Annotated in this window: 18 protein-coding genes and 1 pseudogene; 9 read left to right on the top strand and 10 right to left on the bottom strand. The window is 52.1% G+C overall.

The annotated features are described in order from the left end of the window. Nucleotides 1-38: 38 nt before the first annotated feature. Nucleotides 39-944 carry a dihydrodipicolinate synthase family protein gene (locus RT120_RS09730; RefSeq protein ID WP_312982158.1) on the top strand — a complete coding sequence of 302 codons (906 nt, stop codon included), beginning with the start codon at nt 39-41 and terminating at the stop codon, nt 942-944. Between the two features lie 44 nt (nt 945-988). Here RT120_RS09730 and RT120_RS09725 read toward each other — a convergent pair whose 3' ends face one another. After that, complete coding sequence (locus RT120_RS09725; protein WP_312982155.1) at nt 989-1,744, bottom strand: IclR family transcriptional regulator; 756 nt, start codon at nt 1,742-1,744, stop codon at nt 989-991. Between the two features lie 139 nt (nt 1,745-1,883). Continuing rightward, entirely contained in the window at nt 1,884-3,197 is a 1,314-nt protein-coding gene (gltP, locus tag RT120_RS09720) for a glutamate/aspartate:proton symporter GltP (RefSeq protein WP_312982154.1), read from the bottom strand. A 424-nt stretch (nt 3,198-3,621) separates the two neighbouring features. On the opposite strand from gltP, the gene acs reads away from it, so the two are divergent. The 6 genes from acs (at nt 3,622) to RT120_RS09690 (ending at nt 11,697) form a co-directional block, all read left to right on the top strand. Further along, on the top strand, nt 3,622-5,580 hold the full coding sequence (acs, locus tag RT120_RS09715) for an acetate--CoA ligase (RefSeq protein WP_312982152.1): 1,959 nt from the start codon (nt 3,622-3,624) through the stop codon (nt 5,578-5,580). Between the two features lie 138 nt (nt 5,581-5,718). After that, nucleotides 5,719-6,033 carry a DUF485 domain-containing protein gene (locus tag RT120_RS09710; RefSeq protein ID WP_312982150.1) on the top strand — a complete coding sequence of 105 codons (315 nt, stop codon included), beginning with the start codon at nt 5,719-5,721 and terminating at the stop codon, nt 6,031-6,033. Nucleotides 6,034-6,050: 17 nt separating this feature from the next. Then, nucleotides 6,051-7,688 carry a cation/acetate symporter ActP gene (actP, locus tag RT120_RS09705; protein ID WP_312982312.1) on the top strand — a complete coding sequence of 546 codons (1,638 nt, stop codon included), beginning with the start codon at nt 6,051-6,053 and terminating at the stop codon, nt 7,686-7,688. 313 nt (nt 7,689-8,001) lie between these two features. Beyond that, on the top strand, nt 8,002-9,333 hold the full coding sequence (locus RT120_RS09700; RefSeq protein WP_312982148.1) for a hypothetical protein: 1,332 nt from the start codon (nt 8,002-8,004) through the stop codon (nt 9,331-9,333). 26 nt (nt 9,334-9,359) lie between these two features. Then, nucleotides 9,360-10,670, top strand: coding sequence for a serine dehydratase subunit alpha family protein (locus tag RT120_RS09695; RefSeq protein WP_312982146.1), 1,311 nt, complete (start codon nt 9,360-9,362; stop codon nt 10,668-10,670). Between the two features lie 133 nt (nt 10,671-10,803). Next, nucleotides 10,804-11,697 (top strand): LysR family transcriptional regulator, encoded by an 894-nt coding sequence (locus tag RT120_RS09690; protein ID WP_312982144.1) that lies wholly within the window; start codon nt 10,804-10,806, stop codon nt 11,695-11,697. 3 nt (nt 11,698-11,700) lie between these two features. Here the strand turns inward: RT120_RS09690 and RT120_RS09685 are convergent, their stop codons facing one another. The 4 genes from RT120_RS09685 to soxR form a co-directional block, all read right to left on the bottom strand. After that, a complete protein-coding gene (locus RT120_RS09685; protein ID WP_312982143.1) occupies nt 11,701-13,347 on the bottom strand; it encodes a Na+/H+ antiporter in 1,647 nt (548 codons plus the stop codon). A 142-nt stretch (nt 13,348-13,489) separates the two neighbouring features. Next, nucleotides 13,490-14,836, bottom strand: a complete 1,347-nt coding sequence (locus RT120_RS09680; protein WP_312982141.1) for an NCS2 family permease — start codon at nt 14,834-14,836, stop codon at nt 13,490-13,492. A 342-nt stretch (nt 14,837-15,178) separates the two neighbouring features. Beyond that, nucleotides 15,179-15,847 (bottom strand): glutathione S-transferase, encoded by a 669-nt coding sequence (locus RT120_RS09675; RefSeq protein WP_312982140.1) that lies wholly within the window; start codon nt 15,845-15,847, stop codon nt 15,179-15,181. A 266-nt stretch (nt 15,848-16,113) separates the two neighbouring features. Further along, nucleotides 16,114-16,578 carry a redox-sensitive transcriptional activator SoxR gene (gene soxR / locus RT120_RS09670; protein ID WP_312982138.1) on the bottom strand — a complete coding sequence of 155 codons (465 nt, stop codon included), beginning with the start codon at nt 16,576-16,578 and terminating at the stop codon, nt 16,114-16,116. Between the two features lie 83 nt (nt 16,579-16,661). Here soxR and soxS point away from each other — a divergent pair. Further along, nucleotides 16,662-16,979 (top strand): annotated as a pseudogene (gene soxS / locus RT120_RS09665) (superoxide response transcriptional regulator SoxS); the annotation flags it as partial. Here the strand turns inward: soxS and RT120_RS09660 are convergent. Further along, complete coding sequence (locus tag RT120_RS09660; RefSeq protein WP_312982136.1) at nt 16,976-18,580, bottom strand: EAL domain-containing protein; 1,605 nt, start codon at nt 18,578-18,580, stop codon at nt 16,976-16,978. The pseudogene soxS and the gene RT120_RS09660 overlap by 4 nt on opposite strands. Before the next feature lie 288 nt (nt 18,581-18,868). Further along, a complete protein-coding gene (locus RT120_RS09655) occupies nt 18,869-20,266 on the bottom strand; it encodes a sensor domain-containing diguanylate cyclase (RefSeq protein ID WP_312982135.1) in 1,398 nt (465 codons plus the stop codon). Between the two features lie 578 nt (nt 20,267-20,844). Here RT120_RS09655 and RT120_RS09650 point away from each other — a divergent pair. Then, nucleotides 20,845-21,123, top strand: coding sequence for a YjcB family protein (locus tag RT120_RS09650; RefSeq protein ID WP_312982134.1), 279 nt, complete (start codon nt 20,845-20,847; stop codon nt 21,121-21,123). A 32-nt stretch (nt 21,124-21,155) separates the two neighbouring features. On the opposite strand, the gene RT120_RS09645 is transcribed toward RT120_RS09650, so the two are convergent. Beyond that, on the bottom strand, nt 21,156-21,500 hold the full coding sequence (locus tag RT120_RS09645; RefSeq protein WP_312982132.1) for a hypothetical protein: 345 nt from the start codon (nt 21,498-21,500) through the stop codon (nt 21,156-21,158). A gap of 311 nt (nt 21,501-21,811) precedes the next feature. Next, on the bottom strand, nt 21,812-22,348 hold the full coding sequence (gene ssb1 / locus RT120_RS09640) for a single-stranded DNA-binding protein SSB1 (protein ID WP_312982131.1): 537 nt from the start codon (nt 22,346-22,348) through the stop codon (nt 21,812-21,814). Between the last annotated feature and the right edge of the window lie 80 nt (nt 22,349-22,428).

The raw sequence follows: 22,428 nt of genomic DNA, 5'->3' as shown, positions 1-22,428 counted from the left end.
TTTGTTCGCAGGCCCACCCTTGTTTAAAGGAATTTTTCATGTCAAACACGAGCAAATTTCGCGGGGTATTCCCGCCTGTCCCGACAATTGTTGATGCTCACGGAGAACTGGATAAAGCGGGAATGGCGACCTTACTGGATCATCTGATCGCCAGTAACGTCGATGGCGTACTACTGCTGGGTAGCGGCGGCGAGTTCTGCCATATGACCCAAAAGCAGCGAAGGGAAACAGCCGAATTCTGCGTGCGTCATATTAATCGTCGTATTCCCGTTTTACTGGGAATTAGCAGTACCTGTACCCAGGAAGTGATAGAACTGGGTCACCACGCCGATAAATTGGAAGTGGACGCGGTGCTGGTACTGAACCCGTATTATGCCAAATTAACCGACGACTATATTTATAACCACTTTAAAACCGTGGCAGAGAATATTCGCACCCCGGTATTAATTTATAATTTCCCGGCATTAACCGGTCAGGATATTAGCGTTGATTTAATCACCCGACTGGCGCGCGATATACCCAATATTATTGGGATTAAAGATACCGTCGATAATATTAGCCACATCCGGGAAATTGTTAATCACGTCAGGCCGATTCGTTCCGACTTTGTCATATTCTCTGGTTATGACGAATACATGATGGATACGCTGATCATGGGCGGCAACGGCGGCATTCCGGCCACCGCCAACTTCGCGCCGCAGATCACCTGCGGCATTTACCGCGCCTGGTGCGAAAAAGAGTATGAAACGATGTTTGCACTGCAACGCCAGCTGTCGGCGCTGTCAACGATTTACAGCCTGGATACGCCGTTCTTCGGCATCATCAAGAAAGCGATTCAACTGAGCGGCGTAAAGATCTCACCCCACGTGATGCCGCCGGTCCTGCCTGCCAACGAAGAGCATATCGCAAATCTTCACAAGGTGCTGAAACGCGCGGGGCTGTAACAGGTATAAAGAAGAAAGCGGGCTAATGCCCGCTTCGCTTTCGATTAGTGCAGCAGATGGGTAAGACGGCGGCTGGCATCCATCATTAACGTTGCCAGGCCTTCACGCTTGTCGTCAGGGATCTGGAATGCCACGCCCGATGCGCTCAGGGCGGCAATGACTTTCCCCTGGGAATTAAATACTGGTACCGCAATACAGCGCACGCCCTGGCAATCTTCTTCATTATCGTATCCCCACCCGCGACGGCGAATGCCCGCCAGCTCCTGTTTAAGGATGTTGATATCGGTAATGGTGGTATCGGTAAAGCGATGCAAAACCTGATCTTCCGGCAGTAACTCTTCCAGCTCTTCGCTGTTCAGCCAGGCGATAAGCACCTTTCCCAGCCCGGAGCTATGCAGCGACAAGCGCTTGCCTTCCCAACTGCGGATCACAATGGCCTGCGGGCTTTCCAGCTTCAGCAGATAAATTGGCGATGCGCCTTCCAGCACGCCGAGATGGCAGGTTAACCCGGTAGAGTCGCGGATTTCCTCGAGGATCGGCAGGGCGATCTTTTTGATGTCGTACTGTTCAGATGCCTTGTTGCCCAGCTCATACAAGCGCAGGCCCAGGTAGTACTTATCTTTTTCCTGGCGCAGCAACCCGTGGGCCACCATGCCGTTGAGTAAGGAAGACGTGCTGCTTTTGGCAATCCCGGAATGCTGATGGATTTGCGTAAACGTCGCGCCGTCGCACTCCAGCAGGTAGTCGAACACGCGCATAATCTTGTCGAGGGCCGGAATCGAGGTGATTACTTTTTTCATAATATTATCAATTAATTATAAATAACTCTTTGAATACTATACACCACTCGCCCGGTTTATTTCCATACGAATGCCAGGCCTGTAAATGCAAAAAGGGCCGGCGTCTACTTCGCCAGCCCTTTTTATTCAGCGTAATCCGTTAAGAATTGGCCGTTTCGTCAAACTTACCCAGCATTTCCCGCTCATAGGCCTGGGCCTTTTTGCGGTCGAAGCGGTGCTCCCATTTGGCGATAACCAGTACCGCCAGCGCGTTGCCCACCACGTTCAACGCGGTGCGCGCCATGTCGAGGATACGGTCTACGCCCGCGATAAACGCCAGCCCTTCCAGCGGAATACCCACGCTGCCCAGCGTCGCCAGCAGTACCACAAACGACACGCCCGGTACGCCCGCGATGCCTTTCGACGTCACCATCAGGGTCAGCACCAGAATGATTTCCTGGCCGAGAGAGAGTTCAATGCCGTACAACTGGGCGATAAAGATCGCCGCAATACTCTGGTACAGCGTCGAGCCATCGAGGTTAAAGGAGTAGCCGGTTGGCACCACAAAACTGGTGATTGACGCTGGCGCGCCATAGGCTTCCATCTTTTCAATAATACGTGGCAGAACGCTTTCAGAACTGGCAGTAGAGTACGCCAGAATCAGTTCGTCTTTCAGGATGCGGATCAGGATCATGATACGCAGCCCGCACATCCGCGCCACCGTGCCCAGCACCACCAGCGCGAAGAACAGAATCGCCATATATACCAGGATCACCAGCTTGGCGAGCGGCCACAGCGAGGCGAAACCGAAGTTGGCGACCGTCACGGAAATCAGCGCGAACACCCCCACCGGCGCATAGCGCATCACCATGTGCGTCACTTTAAACATGGTTTCGGAGATGGAGCGGAACACGGTCACCAGCGGTTCGCGATGGTTAGACGGCAATGAAGAAAGGCCCAGACCGAACAGCACCGAGAAGAAAATAATCGGCAGCATATCGCCCTTCGCCATTGACGCCACGATGTTAGTCGGCACCAGCGAAAGAATAGTGCTCATCAGGCCATGAGAATGGCTCTGCACTTGTTCTGTCGTTTGTTGGTATTTCGAAATATCGACTGCGGCGAGCTGGGACATATCGATCCCATGACCCGGCTGGAACACATTCGCCAGCGTGATGCCCAGGATAATCGCTACGGTGGTGATCACTTCAAAATAGATAATGGTTTTCGCACCAATACGACCCAGCTGTTTCGCATCGCCGACGCCGGCAATACCGACCACCAGGGTGGAGATCACAATCGGTACCACAATCATTTTGATCAGGTGAATGAAGATATCACCTGCGGGAGAAAGCAGATTACTGACCAACCATTCGCGGCTATCGGCGTGGTAGTGCAGATAGCTGCCCAGAAGAATGCCTAGCACCAGCGCAAGCAAAATTTGCCAGGCCAGGCTTATCTTTTTGTTTTTCATAACACTTAACTTCCTGAATCAAAGGGGCCATTCCCATGTGTGTCACTATGAGAAGGGCACAAACTGAAAGGGGTATGACAAACGTTGGGTCTGTTATGGGGTTTTTTAACGCGCATAATGAGTACCATTTGTACGCCATGCTGCGCAACCCTTGAGGAACAGGCACATTCACTGATTTTTTGATTCAAACCACATTTTTATATTAGTCTGCCATCATAACGTTTTGTTATAGATGAATATTCCTGAACATATTTTCCAAAAATATATTTCCCTAATTTTTTTCTCCCGCGGAATCGTTTGAGCAATTTTCCGCCATTTTTTTTATTCGTGATCTGCCGCGCAAATAATAAACAAAGCTGCTAAAGCCCCTACAATTAACGTTTGCGTGACATATTATTAACATCCTTCAAGGAGAAAAAAAGCCATGAGCCAAATACACAAACACGCTATTCCCGCAAACATTGCGGAACATTGCCTGATTAACCCGGAGCAGTACGAGGCTAAATATCAGCAATCTATTCACGATCCTGACGCGTTCTGGGGTGAACAGGGTAAAATCCTTGACTGGATCAAGCCTTATCAGAAAGTTAAAAACACCTCCTTTGCACCCGGCAACGTTTCGATTAAATGGTATGAAGACGGCACCCTGAATTTAGCGGCGAACTGCCTGGACCGTCATCTGGCGGAAAACGGCGATCGCACCGCGATTATCTGGGAAGGCGATGACGCGACCCAGAGCAAAAATATGAGTTATCGCGAACTGCATCGCAACGTGTGTCGCTTCGCGAACACCCTCGTCGACCTGGGTATTAAAAAAGGCGACGTGGTGGCTATCTATATGCCGATGGTGCCGGAAGCGGCGGTCGCAATGCTGGCCTGCGCACGCATTGGCGCGGTGCACTCGGTGATTTTCGGCGGATTTTCCCCGGAAGCGGTGGCCGGGCGTATTATCGATTCCAGTTCACGTCTGGTGATCACCGCCGATGAAGGTATCCGCGCGGGCCGCACGATCCCTCTGAAGAAAAACGTCGACGACGCGCTGAAAAACCCTGGCGTAAAAACCATCGAGCACGTGGTTGTGCTTAAGCGCACTGGCGCAAATATTGAATGGAATGAAGGCCGCGATCTGTGGTGGCACGAACTGGTTGAGAAAGCCAGCGCCCACCACCAGCCAGTAGAAGTGAACGCGGAAGACCCGTTGTTTATCCTTTATACCTCCGGCTCTACCGGCAAGCCTAAAGGCGTGCTGCACACCACTGGCGGTTACCTGGTTTATGCCGCAACCACCTTTAAATACGTATTCGACTACAAACCCGGCGACATCTACTGGTGTACGGCAGATGTGGGCTGGGTGACCGGCCACAGCTACCTGCTGTATGGCCCGCTGGCTGTCGGCGCTACTACGCTGATGTTTGAAGGTGTGCCGAACTGGCCCGCGCCGAACCGCATGGCGCAGGTGGTCGACAAGCATAAAGTGAACATTCTCTACACTGCGCCGACGGCGATCCGCGCCCTGATGGCGGAAGGCGATAAAGCGATTGAAGGCACCGATCGTTCTTCATTGCGCATTCTGGGCTCCGTCGGCGAACCGATTAACCCGGAAGCCTGGGAATGGTACTGGAAGAAAATCGGCAACGAGAAATGCCCGGTGGTGGACACCTGGTGGCAGACTGAAACCGGCGGCTTTATGATCACCCCGCTGCCAGGCGCAACGGAACTGAAAGCCGGCTCGGCAACCCGTCCGTTCTTCGGCGTGCAACCGGCGCTGGTGGATAACGAAGGCCAGCCGCTGACAGGCGCAACCGAAGGCAATCTGGTCATCACCGACTCCTGGCCGGGGCAGGCGCGCACGCTGTTTGGCGATCATGAGCGCTTCGAGCAGACCTATTTCTCGACCTTCAAAAATATGTACTTCAGCGGCGACGGCGCGCGTCGTGATGAGGACGGCTACTACTGGATCACCGGGCGTGTGGATGACGTGCTGAACGTTTCCGGCCACCGTCTGGGCACTGCGGAAATCGAATCGGCACTGGTGTCGCATCCGAAAATTGCCGAAGCTGCTGTGGTGGGCATTCCGCACAACATTAAAGGCCAGGCGATTTATGCGTATGTAACCCTCAATCACGGCGAAGAACCCACGGCGCAGCTGTATACCGAAGTGCGCAACTGGGTGCGTAAAGAGATCGGCCCGCTGGCAACGCCGGATATTCTGCACTGGACCGATTCGCTGCCGAAAACCCGCTCCGGCAAAATCATGCGTCGCATTCTGCGTAAGATTGCGGCGGGGGATACCAGTAACTTCGGCGATACTTCAACGCTCGCCGATCCAGGTGTGGTGGAAAAACTGCTCGAAGAAAAGCAGGCCATCACTATGCCTTCATAACGTCTCACCTTAACCCTCTCTCCGACCGGGGAGAGGGAAACCATAACAACCTGTACCCTACCCCTCCCAAGGATTTCATGTTGCGGCCAGCACGCTGCGGCGCGAAAAACGCGGGGGAACACCTCTGGAGACTCTGTGATGAATGAACCAATTTATCAACGGATAGAAGATAATGCGCATTTCAGGGAGTTAGTTGAAAAACGGCAACGGTTTGCCACCATTCTGTCCCTTATCGTGCTGGTGATTTACGTGAGCTTTATTTTGCTCATCGCTTTTGCGCCCGGCTGGCTGGGTACGCCGTTGCATGCAGGCACCAGCGTCACGCGCGGGATCCCTATCGGCGTAGGCGTCATCCTGATCTCGTTCTTTTTGACAGGTGTGTATGTCTGGCGGGCAAACAGTGAATTTGACCGTCTCAATAAAGCCGTGATGCACGAGGTGAAGGCATTATGAAACGTTTTCATTCATTGATGGGGATGGCGCTGCTGGGGTTATCCACCAGCACACTGGCCGCCGATGCGCTAACCGGCGACGTTCAACGCCAGCCGACCAACTGGCAGGCGATCATTATGTTTATCGTGTTCGTGGCCTTTACGTTAGGGATAACTTACTGGGCCTCGAAACGCACCCGCACCCGTAGCGATTACTACACGGCGGGCGGCAATATCACTGGCTTCCAGAACGGCCTGGCGATTGCGGGCGACTATATGTCGGCGGCATCGTTCCTGGGGATTTCGGCGCTGGTGTTTACCTCTGGCTACGACGGGCTGATTTACTCGCTGGGCTTTTTGGTGGGCTGGCCGATTATCCTGTTCCTGATCGCGGAACGTCTGCGTAACCTCGGCAAATATACCTTTGCTGACGTGGCCTCGTATCGTCTGAAGCAGGGCCCAATCCGTATTCTGTCAGCGTGCGGTTCGCTGGTGGTGGTAGCGCTATATCTGATCGCTCAAATGGTCGGCGCAGGTAAGCTGATTGAACTGCTGTTCGGCCTGAACTACCACGTTGCGGTGGTGCTGGTCGGCGTGTTGATGGTGATGTACGTATTGTTCGGCGGCATGCTCGCCACTACGTGGGTGCAGATCATCAAAGCGGTGCTGCTGCTGTTCGGTGCCAGCTTTATGGCCTTTATGGTGATGAAACACGTTGGCTTTAGCTTTAATAACTTGTTCAACGAAGCCATGGCGGTTCACCCGAAAGGCGCAGCAATTATGAGCCCTGGCGGGCTGGTAAAAGATCCGATCTCGGCGCTATCGCTGGGGCTGGGGCTGATGTTCGGTACGGCGGGTCTGCCGCATATCCTGATGCGCTTCTTCACCGTCAGCGACGCACGCGAAGCGCGCAAGAGCGTGTTCTACGCCACCGGCTTTATGGGTTACTTCTATATTCTGACCTTTATCATCGGCTTTGGCGCAATCATGTTAGTGGGCGCTAATCCGGTATTTAAAGACGCGACCGGCGCGCTGATCGGCGGTAACAACATGGCGGCGGTCCATCTGGCGAACGCCGTGGGCGGTAACCTGTTCCTCGGCTTTATCTCGGCGGTGGCCTTCGCCACGATTCTGGCAGTAGTTGCAGGCCTGACGCTGGCGGGCGCATCAGCGGTATCACACGATCTGTACGCTAACGTGTTCCGTAAAGGCGCAACCGAACGTGATGAACTGCGGGTGTCCAAAATCACGGTGCTGGTGCTGGGTGTTATCGCTATCCTGTTGGGTATCCTGTTCGAGAAACAGAACATCGCCTTCATGGTAGGCCTGGCGTTCTCTATCGCGGCGAGCTGTAACTTCCCGATCATTCTGCTGTCGATGTACTGGTCGAAACTGACCACGCGCGGCGCAATGATTGGCGGCTGGCTGGGTCTGCTGACGGCGGTGATCCTGATGATCCTCGGCCCGACCATTTGGGTTCAGGTTCTTGGCCATGCCGCACCGGTATTCCCATACGAATACCCGGCGCTGTTCTCGATTCTGGTGGCGTTTGTCGGGATTTGGGTGTTCTCAATTACCGATAACAGCGCAGAGGGCAATCTGGAACGCGAGAAATTCCGCGCCCAGTTTATCCGCTCGCAAACCGGTATTGGTATCGAGCAGGGGCGCGCGCATTGATATTGCGTACCTCATATAAGTAACAGAAGGAAGGGAGCCGAAAGGCTCCTTTCTTCGTTATGGGCTGCAAAAAGGAACATAATTTATTTGTGATTCGCATCAAATTAAGAAAACCATTCTAAAACCCCTGCCCACCGGAGAAAGTTATTGTTTGGCTTAGGCTAATATCCGAATCAGTTTGCAAAGTTTTTCTCTGACGCCGCGCGTATTATTTCTTCATTCTAATGACTCGCCTGCAAATTACGTATCGCATATCGCCTTGATGCGGCACGAACAATAAAAAAACCCTACTTACCTGGTGAGCGAGTTCTTTATGGAAACGGCAACGAATAATAGCGTAATACGCGGAGTTACGAGCCCAGCGACTCGGGCAGGAATGACCGAAAGCGAATGGAAAGAAGCCATTAAATTCGACAGCACGGATACCGGCTGGGTCATTATGAGTATTGGCATGGCTATTGGCGCCGGAATTGTTTTTCTTCCGGTTCAGGTGGGACTAATGGGCCTGTGGGTCTTTTTACTCTCTTCCGTTATTGGCTATCCGGCGATGTATTTATTTCAGCGCCTGTTTATTAACACCCTGGCCGAATCCCCGGAATGTAAAGATTACCCCAGCGTTATCAGCGGATATCTGGGCAAGAACTGGGGAATATTATTAGGTGCACTGTATTTTGTGATGTTAGTCATCTGGATGTTCGTTTATTCCACGGCAATTACTAACGACAGCGCGTCTTATCTGCACACCTTCGGCGTTACCGACGGGTTGCTGTCAGACAGTCCCTTCTATGGGCTGGTGCTGATTTGTATTCTGGTGGCTATTTCATCGCGCGGCGAGAAACTGTTGTTTAAGATCTCTACCGGTATGGTGCTAACCAAACTCCTGGTGGTGGCTGCGCTGGGTATTTCCATGGTCGGTATGTGGCATTTATATAATATTGGCGCGTTACCTCCCGTCGCGCTGCTGATTAAAAATGCGATTATTACTCTCCCCTTTACGCTAACCTCTATTCTGTTTATTCAAACACTCAGCCCGATGGTAATTTCCTATCGTTCACGCGAAAAGTCCATTGAGGTTGCGCGTCATAAAGCGTTACGCGCGATGAATATTGCGTTTGGCATTCTGTTTATCACCGTCTTTTTCTATGCCGTGTCGTTCACGCTGGCGATGGGCCATGACGAAGCAGTGAAAGCGTATGAGCAAAATATCTCCGCCCTGGCGATTGCCGCCCAGTTCATTAACGGCGCGGGTTCGGGCTGGGTCAAAGGGGTCAGCGTGATCCTGAATATCTTTGCGGTAATGACGGCATTCTTTGGCGTCTATCTGGGCTTTCGTGAAGCAACCCAGGGAATTGTGATGAATATTCTGCGTCGCAAAATGCCTGCGGAGCGCATCAACGAAGAAGTAGTTCAACGCGGCATCATGCTGTTCGCCATTTTACTGGCGTGGAGCGCAATCGTACTGAATGCACCGGTGCTGAGCTTCACCTCTATCTGTAGCCCCATCTTCGGCATGGTGGGCTGCCTAATTCCCGCCTGGCTGGTCTACAAGGTGCCAGCGCTGCATAAATATAAAGGGGTGTCGTTGTATTTAATTATCGTCACCGGCCTGCTGCTTTGCGTTTCTCCGTTCCTGGCTTTCTCCTGATTACGTGTCATTTTAAGGTCGTTGTTATGTCTGAAATTTTATTGAAACCGTTATGGCAAAGCTTTATCCAGGTCGTGCAGGAAGAAGTCAAACCTGCGCTGGGTTGTACGGAACCGATCTCCCTGGCCTTAGCGGCAGCGGTCGCGGCAGCCCATCTCGACGGAACGGTTGAGCGCATTGAGGCCTGGGTTTCCCCTAACCTGATGAAAAACGGTATGGGCGTGACCGTTCCCGGCACCGGTATGGTTGGGCTGCCTGTCGCGGCGGCGCTCGGCGCGCTTGGCGGTGACGGCAATGCGGGCCTTGAAGTGCTTAAAGGCGCATCGGTACAGGCGATTAACGCGGCGAAAGCGATGTTGAACGCCGGTAACGTAGCGGTGCGGTTGCAGGAGCCGTGCGACGACATTCTCTTTGCCCGCGCCAAAGTATTCAGCGGCGACACGTGGGCCTGCGTGACGATAGTCGGCGGGCATACCCACATTGTGCGCATCGAAACCCATCAGGGAATTGTCTTTTCGCAGGACAACACCGCGCAGGATGAAGAATGCGCGTCTCCGCTGGCGGTGTTATCAAACACATCGCTGAAAGAAATACTGGCGTTCGTTAACGCTGCGCCTTTTGAGTCGATACGTTTTATTCTTGATGCGGCAACGTTGAACGGCGCGTTATCCCAGGAAGGGTTGCGCAGCGCCTGGGGATTACACATTGGCGCGACGCTGGAAAAACAATGCGCGCGCGGCCTGTTGGCAAACGATCTTTCAACCGCGATCCTGATTCGTACCAGCGCGGCATCGGATGCCAGAATGGGCGGCGCGACGCTACCGGCGATGAGTAATTCGGGCTCAGGCAATCAGGGCATTACCGCCACTGTACCCGTCATGGTGGTGGCTGAATATTTTGGTGCGGATAATGAGCATTTAGCGCGTGCGCTGATGCTCTCGCATCTCAGCGCCATCTATATTCACCACCAGTTGCCTCGCTTATCGGCGTTATGCGCCGCCACGACGGCGGCCATGGGCGCAGCGGCAGGCATGGCATGGCTGGCGGAGGGGAGTTATGACACCATCGCTATGGCTATCAGCAGTATGATTGGCGATGTGAGCGGAATGATTTGCGATGGTGCATCTAACAGTTGTGCCATGAAGGTATCCACAAGCGCATCAGCCGCCTGGAAAGCCGTGCTGATGGCGCTGGATAATACGGCGGTAACGGGCAACGAAGGTATTGTGGCGCAGGACGTTGAGCAATCCATCTCAAATCTCTGCGCGCTGGCCTGCCATTCCATGCAGCAAACCGACAAGCAAATTATTGAAATTATGGCGCATAAAGCGCATTAACCCCCTGCAAGCCCCGCAGTCACAGGCGGGGCTTTTTCCTCTCTTTTTCTTGCGCCAGCGCTTGATACCCCTCCCATTAACCCTGTTATAAATAGAGTAAACTTAAGAAAATTACCCAAAGGCCGGATCTCCTATGGATATCAAAACGCTGCGTTATTTTGTCGAAGTGGTGAGACAGCAAAGCTTTACCCGCGCGGCGCAGAATCTGTATGTTACCCAGCCGACCATCAGCAAAATGCTGCGCAATCTGGAAGATGAGCTGAGCTGTACGTTGCTGATCCGCGACGGACGCAAGCTGCTGCTGACCGATACCGGCAAAGTCGTCTATGAACGCGGGATCGCCATTCTCGCGGAATTTCGCCAGCTTGAGGCCGAGCTCAGCGACATCCATCACCTTGATAAAGGCACGCTGCGCCTCGGTATCCCGCCTATGGTTGGGATGCTAATGGCCGGGCCGATCGGCTTATACCGCCAACGCTTTCCCGGCGTGGAACTGAAGATTTCCGAATTCGGCAGCCTGACCGTGCAACAGGCGGTGATGAACGGCGAACTGGATTTAGCCATGACCGCACTGCCGGTTGAAGAGGAACACCACTTCGCCACGCTTCCGTTGTTCAGCCATCCGCTGTGTGTGCTCGCTCCCCGCTCCGGCACGTGGGTAAAACGGGATTTTGTCGAGCCGAAAGAACTGTCCGGCCATCCCTTGTTGATCTACAACGAAGACTTTTCGTTAAGCCGCCAGCTCATGCAATTGTTCGCCACGCTCGGCATGAATCCGCATATTGCAGTACGCAGCGGCCAGTGGGATTTTTTGGCGGCAATGGTGCAGGCGGGCGTCGGGATTGCAATTTTACCGGAGCCCATTTGCCGCAAGCTGGATAGCACGATTTTAACCTGGCTGCCGCTGCGCAGCCCATTGCGTTGGGAGTTAGGGATGATTTGGCGTGACGGGGTTTATCTTTCCCACAGCGCTCAGGCCTGGCTGAAATGCTGCAAAGAGTACTGGCCAGCCGCAACTGGCCAGTAGGGTTTAATGCTTCTCGATAAGCAGGGCTTCCAGCAGATCGAGATCGTGCAGCAGTTTTTGCAGCGTATCGTTGCTGATCTGCCGCGTGGCGCGCAGATGATACAGTTCCGCGCGTTCTGAACGCAGCGCAGCAAGACGGAATCGGCGTTCCAGATTCTCCTCCAGCGCGCTGTTTTCTGCATCGCTCCGCCCATCGGCCCGGCGGCGTAAATTACCAATCACCCGCGCGCTTACCTCTTTCAGCAGTTGGGTATCGATGTTTTCATTCACGTCTGCCGCCATGCGCTCCTCTTTTTTCTGGATAGTGACGATCGCGACTTCCGCCGTCACCGAACGCGCCAGACGCTCCTCTTCCCGCGCTTTCGCCTGGTCGGTCACTTCCACATGCTGGAGCAGAATGGGCAGCATGATCACGCCGACGAACAGAGAAATCAGGATCACCCCCGCCGCCAGGAAAATCAGCTCATAACGCGCCGGGAACGGTGTGCCGTCAGCAAGCAATAACGGGATAGACAGCACACCCGCCAGCGTGATGGCACCGCGCACGCCCGCGAAAGCGGCAATCAGTAGATCGCGGGTTTTCCATGCGCCAAACTCCATCGGCTTCTTCTTCAGGAAGCGGCGGCTGAAGTGCTTCATCACCCACAGCCAGGCGAAGCGCACCACGATCAACGCACCATAAATGATAAAGATATCGAGGAACAGCATCCACACTTCAACGTTCGGATCGGCCTCGGCGGCAGTCAGCGAGGTCTCCAGAATGCCAGGCATTTGCAGACCCAGCATCAGGAACACCATGCCGTTAAACACAAATTCCAGCATCGACCAGACGCTGTTGGCGCGCAGGCGCATCGCCAGCGGCGCGCGGCGCATCACTCCGGAACGGGTGATGGTCATCCCGGCGGCCACGGCGGCCAGAATGCCTGAAACGCCAATGTGTTCGGCAATCAGGTAAGAGGCAAACGGCAGCAGGAATAGCAGCACGATCTGCGTGGCAGGCTCATCGCCGCCCCAGCGGCTCAGCCAGCGCAGCGAGCGGCCATACAGCCAGGCGACGGCGATACCGGCCAGCAAGCCGCCTACCGCCACTTTCATAAACTCTACCGTCGCGCCACCTACGGTGAATACCATGGTGCCCATCGCTACCGCGACGGCAAACTTCAGAGCCACCAGGCCAGATGCGTCGTTCATCAACGCTTCGCCCTGCAAAATGCCCATGATTTTTTTCGGTATCCGCCCTTCGCCGACGATGCCGGACAGCGCCACCGCATCGGTAGGGGAAAGCACGGCCGCCAACGCAAAAGCGGGAATAAGCGGGATGCCCGGCACCATCCAGTAAATCAGGAAACCGATACCGACAACGGTGACCAGCACCAGCGCCAGCGCCAGGCCAATAATCTCCCTGCCGTGATCGAGGAACTCGCGGGTCGGCGTTTTCCAGCCGTCGGCGAACAGCAGCGGCGGGATAAACAGCACCAGAAACAGTTCTGGATTAAAGTCCACATGCAAACCAAACGTCGGCCAGGCGAGCAATGCGCCGATGGCGATTTGCATTAACGGGAGGGGAACCTGGAAGGGAAGTACCCGGGTAACGACCCCGGAGAGCGAGACCACAAGGGTCATGATAAGAATGGTAAAGAAGATTTCCATGCTGTCCTTGAATGCGATGATGCCTGTCGAAAAAAGAGACTCCTCAGATAATAGAACATCGACACCAATAAAAAGGAAACAGGATGTGCCTTAAAAACAAAAAACGGGCCGAATTCGGCCCGTTTGTCGGCATGCGTGAGGGTTAAATCGCCCAGCCGCCCGCGTAGAACGCCACCAGCGCGATAGCGATAATCACGGTGCCAACGTTAAGCTTGCGCCATTCGCCGGACACCAGACGACCAATCACCAGCGATGCAAAGCCAATCATGATGCCGGTCACGATGTTACAGGTCAGCACGATAAACACCGCAGTGATCAGGCCAGACATCGCGTCGACGAAATCGGCGAAATCGATTTTCGCCACGTTGCTCAGCATCAGCAGGCCGACATACATCAGCGCAGGCGCTGTCGCATAGGCAGGCACCAGGTAAGAGAGCGGAGACAGGAACAGGATCAGCAGGAACAGCACACCGACGGTGATCGCCGTCAGGCCGGTTTTACCGCCTGCCGCCGTACCCGCTGCGGATTCGATATACACCGCCGCAGGCGCTGCGCCCACCAGGCCGGAGAACACGCTGCTCAGGGAATCGGTGGTCAGCGCTTTGCCGCCGTCGATAATCTGCCCGTCTTTATCCAGCAGGTTTGCCTGCCCGGCCACCGCGCGGATCGTCCCGGTGGCATCGAATACTGCGGTCATCACCAGCGCCAGTACGCTTGGGATCACTACCGGGTTTAGCGCGCCCATGATGTCCAGGCTACCGATCAGCGAGTTGCCGTTTTCATCGCTCAGCGACGGCATGGCGAACAGACCAGAGAACTTCACGCTCGGGTCGAAAATCAAGCCGACGATGGAAACGCCGATAATAGTCAGCAAAATGCCACCCGGCACTTTCAATTTCTCAAGGCCGATAATTACCGCTAAACCAATCAACGACATAATGACCGGGAAGCTGGCGAAGTGGCCCAGCGCGACCGGCAAGCCGTCCAGTGGGTTTTTAATCACCAGGCCCACACCGTTCGCGGCAATCAGCAGCAGGAACAGGCCGATACCGATGCCGGTGCCGTGCGCAATACCCTGCGGCAGGTTGCGTAAAATCCAGCTACGAATGCCGGTGGCGGAAATAATGGTAAACAACACGCCCATCAGGAATACCGCGCCTAAGGCGACCGGTACGCTGATTTGCTGGCCCAGCACCAGGCTGAACGCGGTAAAAGCGGTTAACGAGATGGCGCAACCGATCGCCAGCGGCAGGTTTGCCCACAGGCCCATCAGTAAGGAGCCGAGACCGGCAACCAGACAGGTAGCAACGAAAACGGCGGCCGGCGGAAAGCCCGCTTTGCCCAGCATGCCCGGAACCACGATGACGGAATAGACCATGGCCAAAAAAGTGGTGAGGCCTGCAACGATTTCCTGGCGAACGGTACTGCCACGAGCAGAAACCTTAAACCAGGCATCAAGCGAGCCGGTACGCGCAGATGGCGTAGACATAGAAACTTCCCCTGAGAATATGTGTAGTTCGTTCTTAATGCGTGGTGGACAACCCGCTGCCAGTTAAACGTCAGATCCCTGTGCTCAATGAGTGACAAATGGGTGGGGTCACAATAAGCAAACGTTTAACTCCGCGCATAGAAAACGGTGCGTAAAGTTAAGGCAAACGATTATCCAGCCTTGTGACGGGGTTTTTCAACTTAACTTTGCCGCTTTTCGCCAAAAATTCATCCAGGTGATGATTTCTTCACCGACAAATGCGCAAACGTTATCGTCGATGCGCAAAGCCATAACAAAATCCGCTCAACATCACGGGATTTTGTTATGGCCGTGAAGGCGGAATTAGCCGCCGGGAAGGGAAAACGGTCCACCTTTAGTGATGGCGCGCTGCCAGGCTGGACGTTGTTCGAAACGCTGCTTCCAGCGTTCAAGATTAGGCAAGTTATCAATCCCGCCTCTGGTCAACAACGCAATGGCGGGAAAACTCATCTGGATATCCGCCATGCTAAAGCGATCCCCGGCAAACCATTGGCGGCCTTCAAGGAATTGCTCAATAAATTGCGCGTGGGTGGCGAGTTGCTTATTCAGATATCCCTTCTGCACCCCCTGCCCTAACAATTTCCCTACAGTGCGAAAACCAAACGGCACTGGCGGTTTGCCGAGGCTGCTGAATACCAGTTTCATCATCAGCAACGGCATCAACGAGCCTTCTACATAATGCAGCCAGAAGCGGTAATCGATTTTCCCCTGCGCATCGGCAGGCTTGAGTTGCCCTTGCGTATCGTAGGTTTCCTGGAGGTATTCCAGGATCGCGCCGGATTCCGCCAGCACAAACCCTTCATCTTCCAGCACCGGCGATTTACCCAGCGGATGCACTTTCTTAAGCGCAGGCGGTGCCATCATCGTGGGTTCGCGTTGATAGCGAACAATCTGGTAGGGCAAATTAAGTTCCTCCAGCGCGCACAGGATGCGCTGCGATCGGGAGTTATTCAGGTGATGCACGGTCAGCATGGCAATTTCTCATCGCAAGTTGGTTAAATTAACTATAGAAAATTGCGGCAAGTTGTCGCAAAAGTTAGTGCAAAAAATCGCCAGAACGGCTGGAAGAAACAGGGACCAGGGATATACTGAAATTATCGGTGCAAGCCGGAACCTCCTGAGAGACTACGATTGAGGGGCGCCGAAGTCGGGGGAAACCCTCCCGTGAGAAAGCGGGATACTGATAAAGACAAAGACCGGAACCAAACTAAAGCGCCGCAGTTGGCGCTTTAGTTTTTTTAGTGCTCGCTGTCTTCCAGTAACCGCGCGCCTGTCCCTTCCTTGCCCAGCCGATCCTCCGGGTTACGCAACGGGCAATCGCTACGCGACAGACAACCGCAGCCGATACAGCCATCCAGTTCGTCCCGCAATGACGTCAATGTCTGGATCCGTCGATCAAGTTCTTCCCGCCAGCGCGACGAAAGCTGTTGCCACTCTTTCGGGCTGATTGAATGCCCTTCAGGCAATACGCTTAAGGCCTGATTGATGGTGGCGAGCGGAATACCGATACGCTGGGCGATTTTTATGATTGCCACATAACGCAGCACATCGCGCTTATAGCGTCGCTGATTGCCTGCATTGCGGGTGCTTTTTATGAGCCCCTTGCTCTCATAAAAATGCAGCGCAGAAACCGCGACGCCAGTGCGTTTTGCTACTTCGCCGGGCGTCAGAAAGGGTTTAATGCGCGGTTTTTTCTTCTCCATAACGCTTTACCTCAAGTTAACTTGAGGAATTATACTCGCCGCCAATGAGAACGACTATCGATAACTAACGATGAGGGGCGCTTATGTCACATCCGGAAATTATCAGCACGCTGATTGAATGGATCGATGATCATATTGACCAACCGCTGAATATTGACGTGGTGGCGAAAAAATCAGGCTATTCAAAGTGGTACCTACAGCGGATGTTTCGCACCGTGATGCGGCAGTCGCTCGGGGAGTATATTCGCCAACGTCGGTTATCGATGGCGGCAGAAGCGCTGCGTAATACGCGGCGGCCCATATTTGATATCGCCATGGATCATGGCTACGTTTCACAGCAGACATTTTCACGCGTGTTCCGGCGGGAATACGACATTACGCCCACCGACTATCGCCTTCAGACCAGAGTCGCCGGGTTAGCCTCGCGTAATAATGCTTTAACCTCAGGCTCATACACCCAGCTAATGAGTTCATGAGAAGACATCGCCTTAGCGAAATACCACCCCTGACAGAACTGCACGTTACGCTTTAACAGCCAGCTAATTTGCTCAGGGGTCTCCACCCCTTCAGCAATAATCTTCAGGCGCAGGCTTTGCGCCATTTCAATAATATGCTCAACGATTAAATGACTGGTGCTGTTGGTGGTCAGCGTATCGATAAAGGTTTTATCGATTTTCAACATATCGACGTTCAGTGAGTACAGGTTATGAAGATTAGAATAGCCGGTACCAAAATCGTCGATGGCGATTTCAAATCCAGAACGGCGGAACGCCTGTACGACCGGTGCAGTTTTCGTCACGTCGATGACGCCACGCTCGGTAACTTCTATTTTTATTTGCTGCGCTTTAACACCGAATTGCCGGTTTTTTTGTTCAATCAGGGCAATAAGCCGCGCAGAATGGAAATCTGACGCGGAGAGGTTAATGGAAATATAAAGCTCAGGATGCGCGGCCAGAAACGCCCCGAGATCCTGATACAACTCTTCAATAACGTAATCGGTGACCCGGGCGATAAGCCCCTCTTTTTCCGCCAGCGGAATAAACTCAACCGGGCTCATCACCGGGCCGTTAAAGCCCGGCCAACGTAATAACGCTTCGGCACCGACGCAAGTACCGTTTTTGATATCCACAATCGGCTGATAATGGAGGCAAAGCTGACGCTTTTGCAGCGCGCGTTGTAGCCTCCGGGCAGGCGAATTAAACTGCTGGCGGGTTCGCGACCACATCAGTAGGATAATAACGCTACAGATTAGCCCCAGCGGTAATGTCAGGGTAATCTGGTGATACCACTCCTGAAATATACGCTGTGAACTGGTCGAGACAAGAATCGCAATCGGGCGCACGCTGGATTTAGCAATTGCGTAATAGCGATCGTCCACCTGGAAATTAATGTCGCTATTGCGGATCAGTTGTTCGAATAATTTCGTTTCGGCTTGCTGGCTCAGCGAAAAAAATTTATTTGTCACGGTATCAAACAGGCCAAACTGTAAATGGCTGTCCGTGGACATCACTTCACTATAGGAAAGCGGATTGACTACCGCTACATAATTCCCTTTACGCATATAAACCATTTTATGACCGGAATAAAATGGCGTATCACGATAATAATAAATGGCTATATTTGTGCTGCGCGTATAATTAGCGGCATCCATGATCCAGTGTTGTTTCATGTTCATTGCCGTTGAGCATTGAAATTCATCTTCATTGGCAAAAATTAAATCGGCAACATAAAGATGGCCGCGCACAATATTTAACATATTCGCCCGGTGATCCGGGCTGCATATTAAACCTGGCCATGAGACAGCTTCTTCGCGAGCGGAATCAACGTCTTTGATTACAATTTCGGTTTTGTCGAGCGCTAATTGAGCAAACGCGTGAAGATGTTCACGGGTATCGCTTATTGCGCGAAGATGGGCTAACCACAGGGCAAGCACGACAGGAAGCAGCACCACGAGTGTAATGCCTGCCAGTCGTAACGCGTCTTTTCGTGCCCTGAAATTCATCGTGATCTCATATCCCTGCTGTTTGTGCCTGCTTGGTTATGAATAGACACTCTGCAAACAGGCGTTACGTTGCATGAATAACGGAACATTAGCAACAGGATTTTATTATCACAGAATATAATTTCTATATCCGTTAAGGTTATTCACAGATTTTACCGAAAAAAAAGCGCCAATTTATCTTAAGTGCGTTATTTTTGCTGTTTCCCGGTAACCTTAATTATATCAAATTAAGGTTTCTATAATTAAATGACCTAAATTTTCTAAGGATACCGGGTACAGGCAAACGCGTTAACACATTTTCCCCGGTTGGGCGCAAACGGTACGGCTTCTTCCGGTGTGTTTGGCCTGATAAAGCGCTTTGTCTGCCTCAGTAAGTACGTGCGAGAGGGGCAACTCCCCACTTGTTACGGCAATCGCCCCGGCGCTGAAGGATAACGCGACAGGCTCTTCATTAATCAGTAATGGTGATGAAATCAACCGTTCACGCAACTGCACGGTAAAGTCCACTGCATTGTCACAATCAGCATTCTTGAGTATTACCAAAAATTCTTCGCCGCCTAAACGACCAACATAAAACTCAGGAAACCGGCAGGCTCGAATACAGTCACAAAAATGCAATAGCGCTTTATCACCTGCGGCATGTCCCCATGAGTCATTAATGCGCTTAAAATAATCTAAGTCGATCATTAAAACAGCAAACCGCGTCTCCGGCGTGGTATCCAGTTCCCTTTCCAGCTTGTTTAAAATTTCTGAACGATTCAGACACTGTGTTAAATCATCGATGGTCGCTTTTAAGGTGAGTATTCGCTCTGCCTGCTTTCGTGCGGTTATATCGAGACCAATATTAAGCACGCTATTATCTGGCAATAAAATATTAGCCCACAGCGTGGTTAATATTGAACCGTCTCGCCTCAGGGGGTGCCATTCCTTCATGGCCGTCAGCGGGCTGGTATTTATCGATTCCCGCACTTCACTGCGAATAGCCGGATCAGGATAAAATAGCGCGAGCGGATCTTCTGCCTGGTTAATTTCATCGATCGTCCAGCCAAACACTCTTTCACATTCACCGTTCCAGAGAGTGCATCGGCCATTGCGATCGAATGAATTCATTAATACCGGGGCGCGCTCAAAAAGTATCTTATATTGCTCGGAAATATGCTGTAATTCATGAAAAGCGAATTGCCGGGCGGATTGCTCGAGCAAATAATCCCGCAGCTTGTCTGCCAGAATAGTCACGCCATGTTTGAGAATAGTAATAGACGGCAGGGTGTGCTGATAGGCCAAAAAAAGCCAGGCGGTTGAACCGTAATCCCGCAGTGATAATTTGCATAAAATACCGGTTTGCAACTCTCTGAGATGCGCTTCCTCATCTGGATAAAACAGATCCCCTACGCTGTGCGGCCAGGAAAGAATACGCCAGGCGTAAGGATGGTCGATGATTCGCGGGTGCATCAGAACCTGGCATGCCTGGGCATAACAATCGCTGCCCTCGCCAGAGTGGTTAACCTGAAGTTCACCGTCACGCTCAACGGCAATCCAGGTGACGGAGCTGCCCAGAGCATGTTGGATATCTCCAACGATATCCGACAGAGAACGATGCGGTAACAGTTGGGGAATAACCTGAGTCAGGATCCGTAATACTTGAGCGCCGTCCCCTAAAAGATTGTGTTTTTGTGCAGTATTCATTTTTTATCATTTTCACATGTTGTTGAAAATAAAAATAATAAACACTTACCTGCAATGAATAATTCAATTCAGCGAAGCGCAAATAACGAATTTAAGCGGCTAAAGCAAATGTAGACCGATGCGTAAATTAATAATGACATCATTTACTAAAGCTTTTTAAATCATCGAGTTGAATTATTTATTACACGTAAAGGCAATGTAATGTTCCAGCATAATGCAGGACCAGAGTTATGTAAATATTAACCAAATGTTATTTAACATAGCTCTGTTCACTATTTCAGCCACTGGCCAGGAAATAAATACGACAAAAGGATGAGTTTTTAACAATCTTAATTACCGACTGGAATAACGCTCCGTTTAATCCAGACGTAATCCCACAAAAATACAAAGGATATAATTGCTTAAAAATTTTGCGCTTCGATGTGGCTAATAAAAGAACAAATGTGATATAGTTCACATATCAGATGCAACTACAGCATTTGCGTTCATTGTTAGTAACCCCACGCTTGCCAGCCACCCTCCGGGAGTATTGCCTCCTGTGCTGACAAGTGTTGCCTTTATATAAAGGAATCAGTGACATGGCTACCCTGACTACTGGCATTGTTATGATGCGCTGGCAAATTATCAGCGCAGTGATGATGTTTCTTGCCAGCACCCTGAATATTCAATTTCGTAAATCTGATTATGCAGTGCTGGCGGTAATCAGCAGCGGAATAGGCATTGCAGCATCCTGCGCCTTTGCGACGGGACTGCTGGGCTTGTCTATCGATTTTGCGGCGACATGGACTCACGTCAAGGATGTGATGTGGGATGTGCTTAGCAAGACTCCGCCTGAGTGGCCGATGATCCTGACCTGATTTTCTGGCCTCTGCTCTGCAGAGGCTTTTTTTTACATGCAACCTGCGCAACTGGTACAGCGCCAGTCCTGCTTGTTAACCGCTTTCCAGAAGCCCCGATAATTCTCTTCGTCCAGCGGTATATTGTTATCAAAAAAGCAGTCTGTTAACCATTCAACATTTTCGATTATCCATTCATTTTCGGGTAATCCATCGGCGAAGGTTTCATCCTCCGGGTCAATAATAGAATAGATCCCACGGGTGCCCATATCTTTCTCCCGCCGGGCTTCAGGAAGTTCTACTGGCCTACCTTCAAACGTAATAATCCAGTGCCCATGACAAAGCAAATTGCCGCGGCGGCTCCAGTCTGCGTTAAAAGGATTACTTACAACAGTCATCCGATCTCCCTGTCATATAAAATATTTTTTCCGGCTTTATTTAACACCCGCTGGAAATTATTTATTGACGGGATTATTACCTAATATAAAGCCATTTATTTTGTAGGGGCTAGTTTCGCATTAGATGTGTAAGGCGAAAATCCTAACAAAGAGGTAGAGGTAACCGGCAGGAGAGTAGCAGTGGCCCGTTAATCCTGGTAAAGATACCAGGGTGGGACAATATTATTCATGCACATGCATAAAAGAAGATGAAAATAAAAAAACCCGCAATATATATATTGCGGGCTTCTTGCTTGATGCTTAATTCGACATCAGAACGGGATATCGTCGTCGAAATCCATCGGCGGTTCGTTGTTAGACTGCGCCGGAGCCTGTTGCTGCGGACGTGGTTGCGCGCCGCCGCTGAACTGACCGCCCTGAGCTTGCTGCTGCGGTTGCTGAGGCTGGCCCCAACCGCCCTGCTGCTGGCCGCCGCCTGCCGGTGCACCGCCGCCCTGACGTCCACCCAGCATCTGCATAACGCCGCCAATTTGCGGTACGTTAATCTCGGTGGTATAGCGCTCCTGACCGGATTGATCGGTCCATTTGCGGGTACGCAGTTGTCCTTCAATATAGACCTGGGAACCTTTACGCAGATATTCGCCAGCCACTTCCGCCAGTTTGCCGAACATCACAACGCGGTGCCATTCCGTCTGTTCTTTCATTTCGCCGGTCTGCTTGTCGCGCCAGGAGTCCGAAGTAGCCAGCGTGAAGTTAGCGACTGCGCCACCACTCGGCAAATAGCGTACTTCCGGGTCCTGGCCCAGATTACCCACGAGAATAACCTTGTTTACGCCTCTGCTGGCCATGATCGAGTCTCCTGAAAGATTTCTAAATAGTGTAAACGCGCGATTGTACCATCACAAAGCCGCAGTTTAATAGCTGCGAG

The organism is Atlantibacter sp., from assembly GCF_032062175.1.
In the GTDB taxonomy this organism is placed as follows: Bacteria; Pseudomonadota; Gammaproteobacteria; order Enterobacterales; family Enterobacteriaceae; genus Atlantibacter.
Note: the sequence above shows the minus strand (reverse complement) of the source record. Positions and strands in the feature narration are given on the sequence as shown.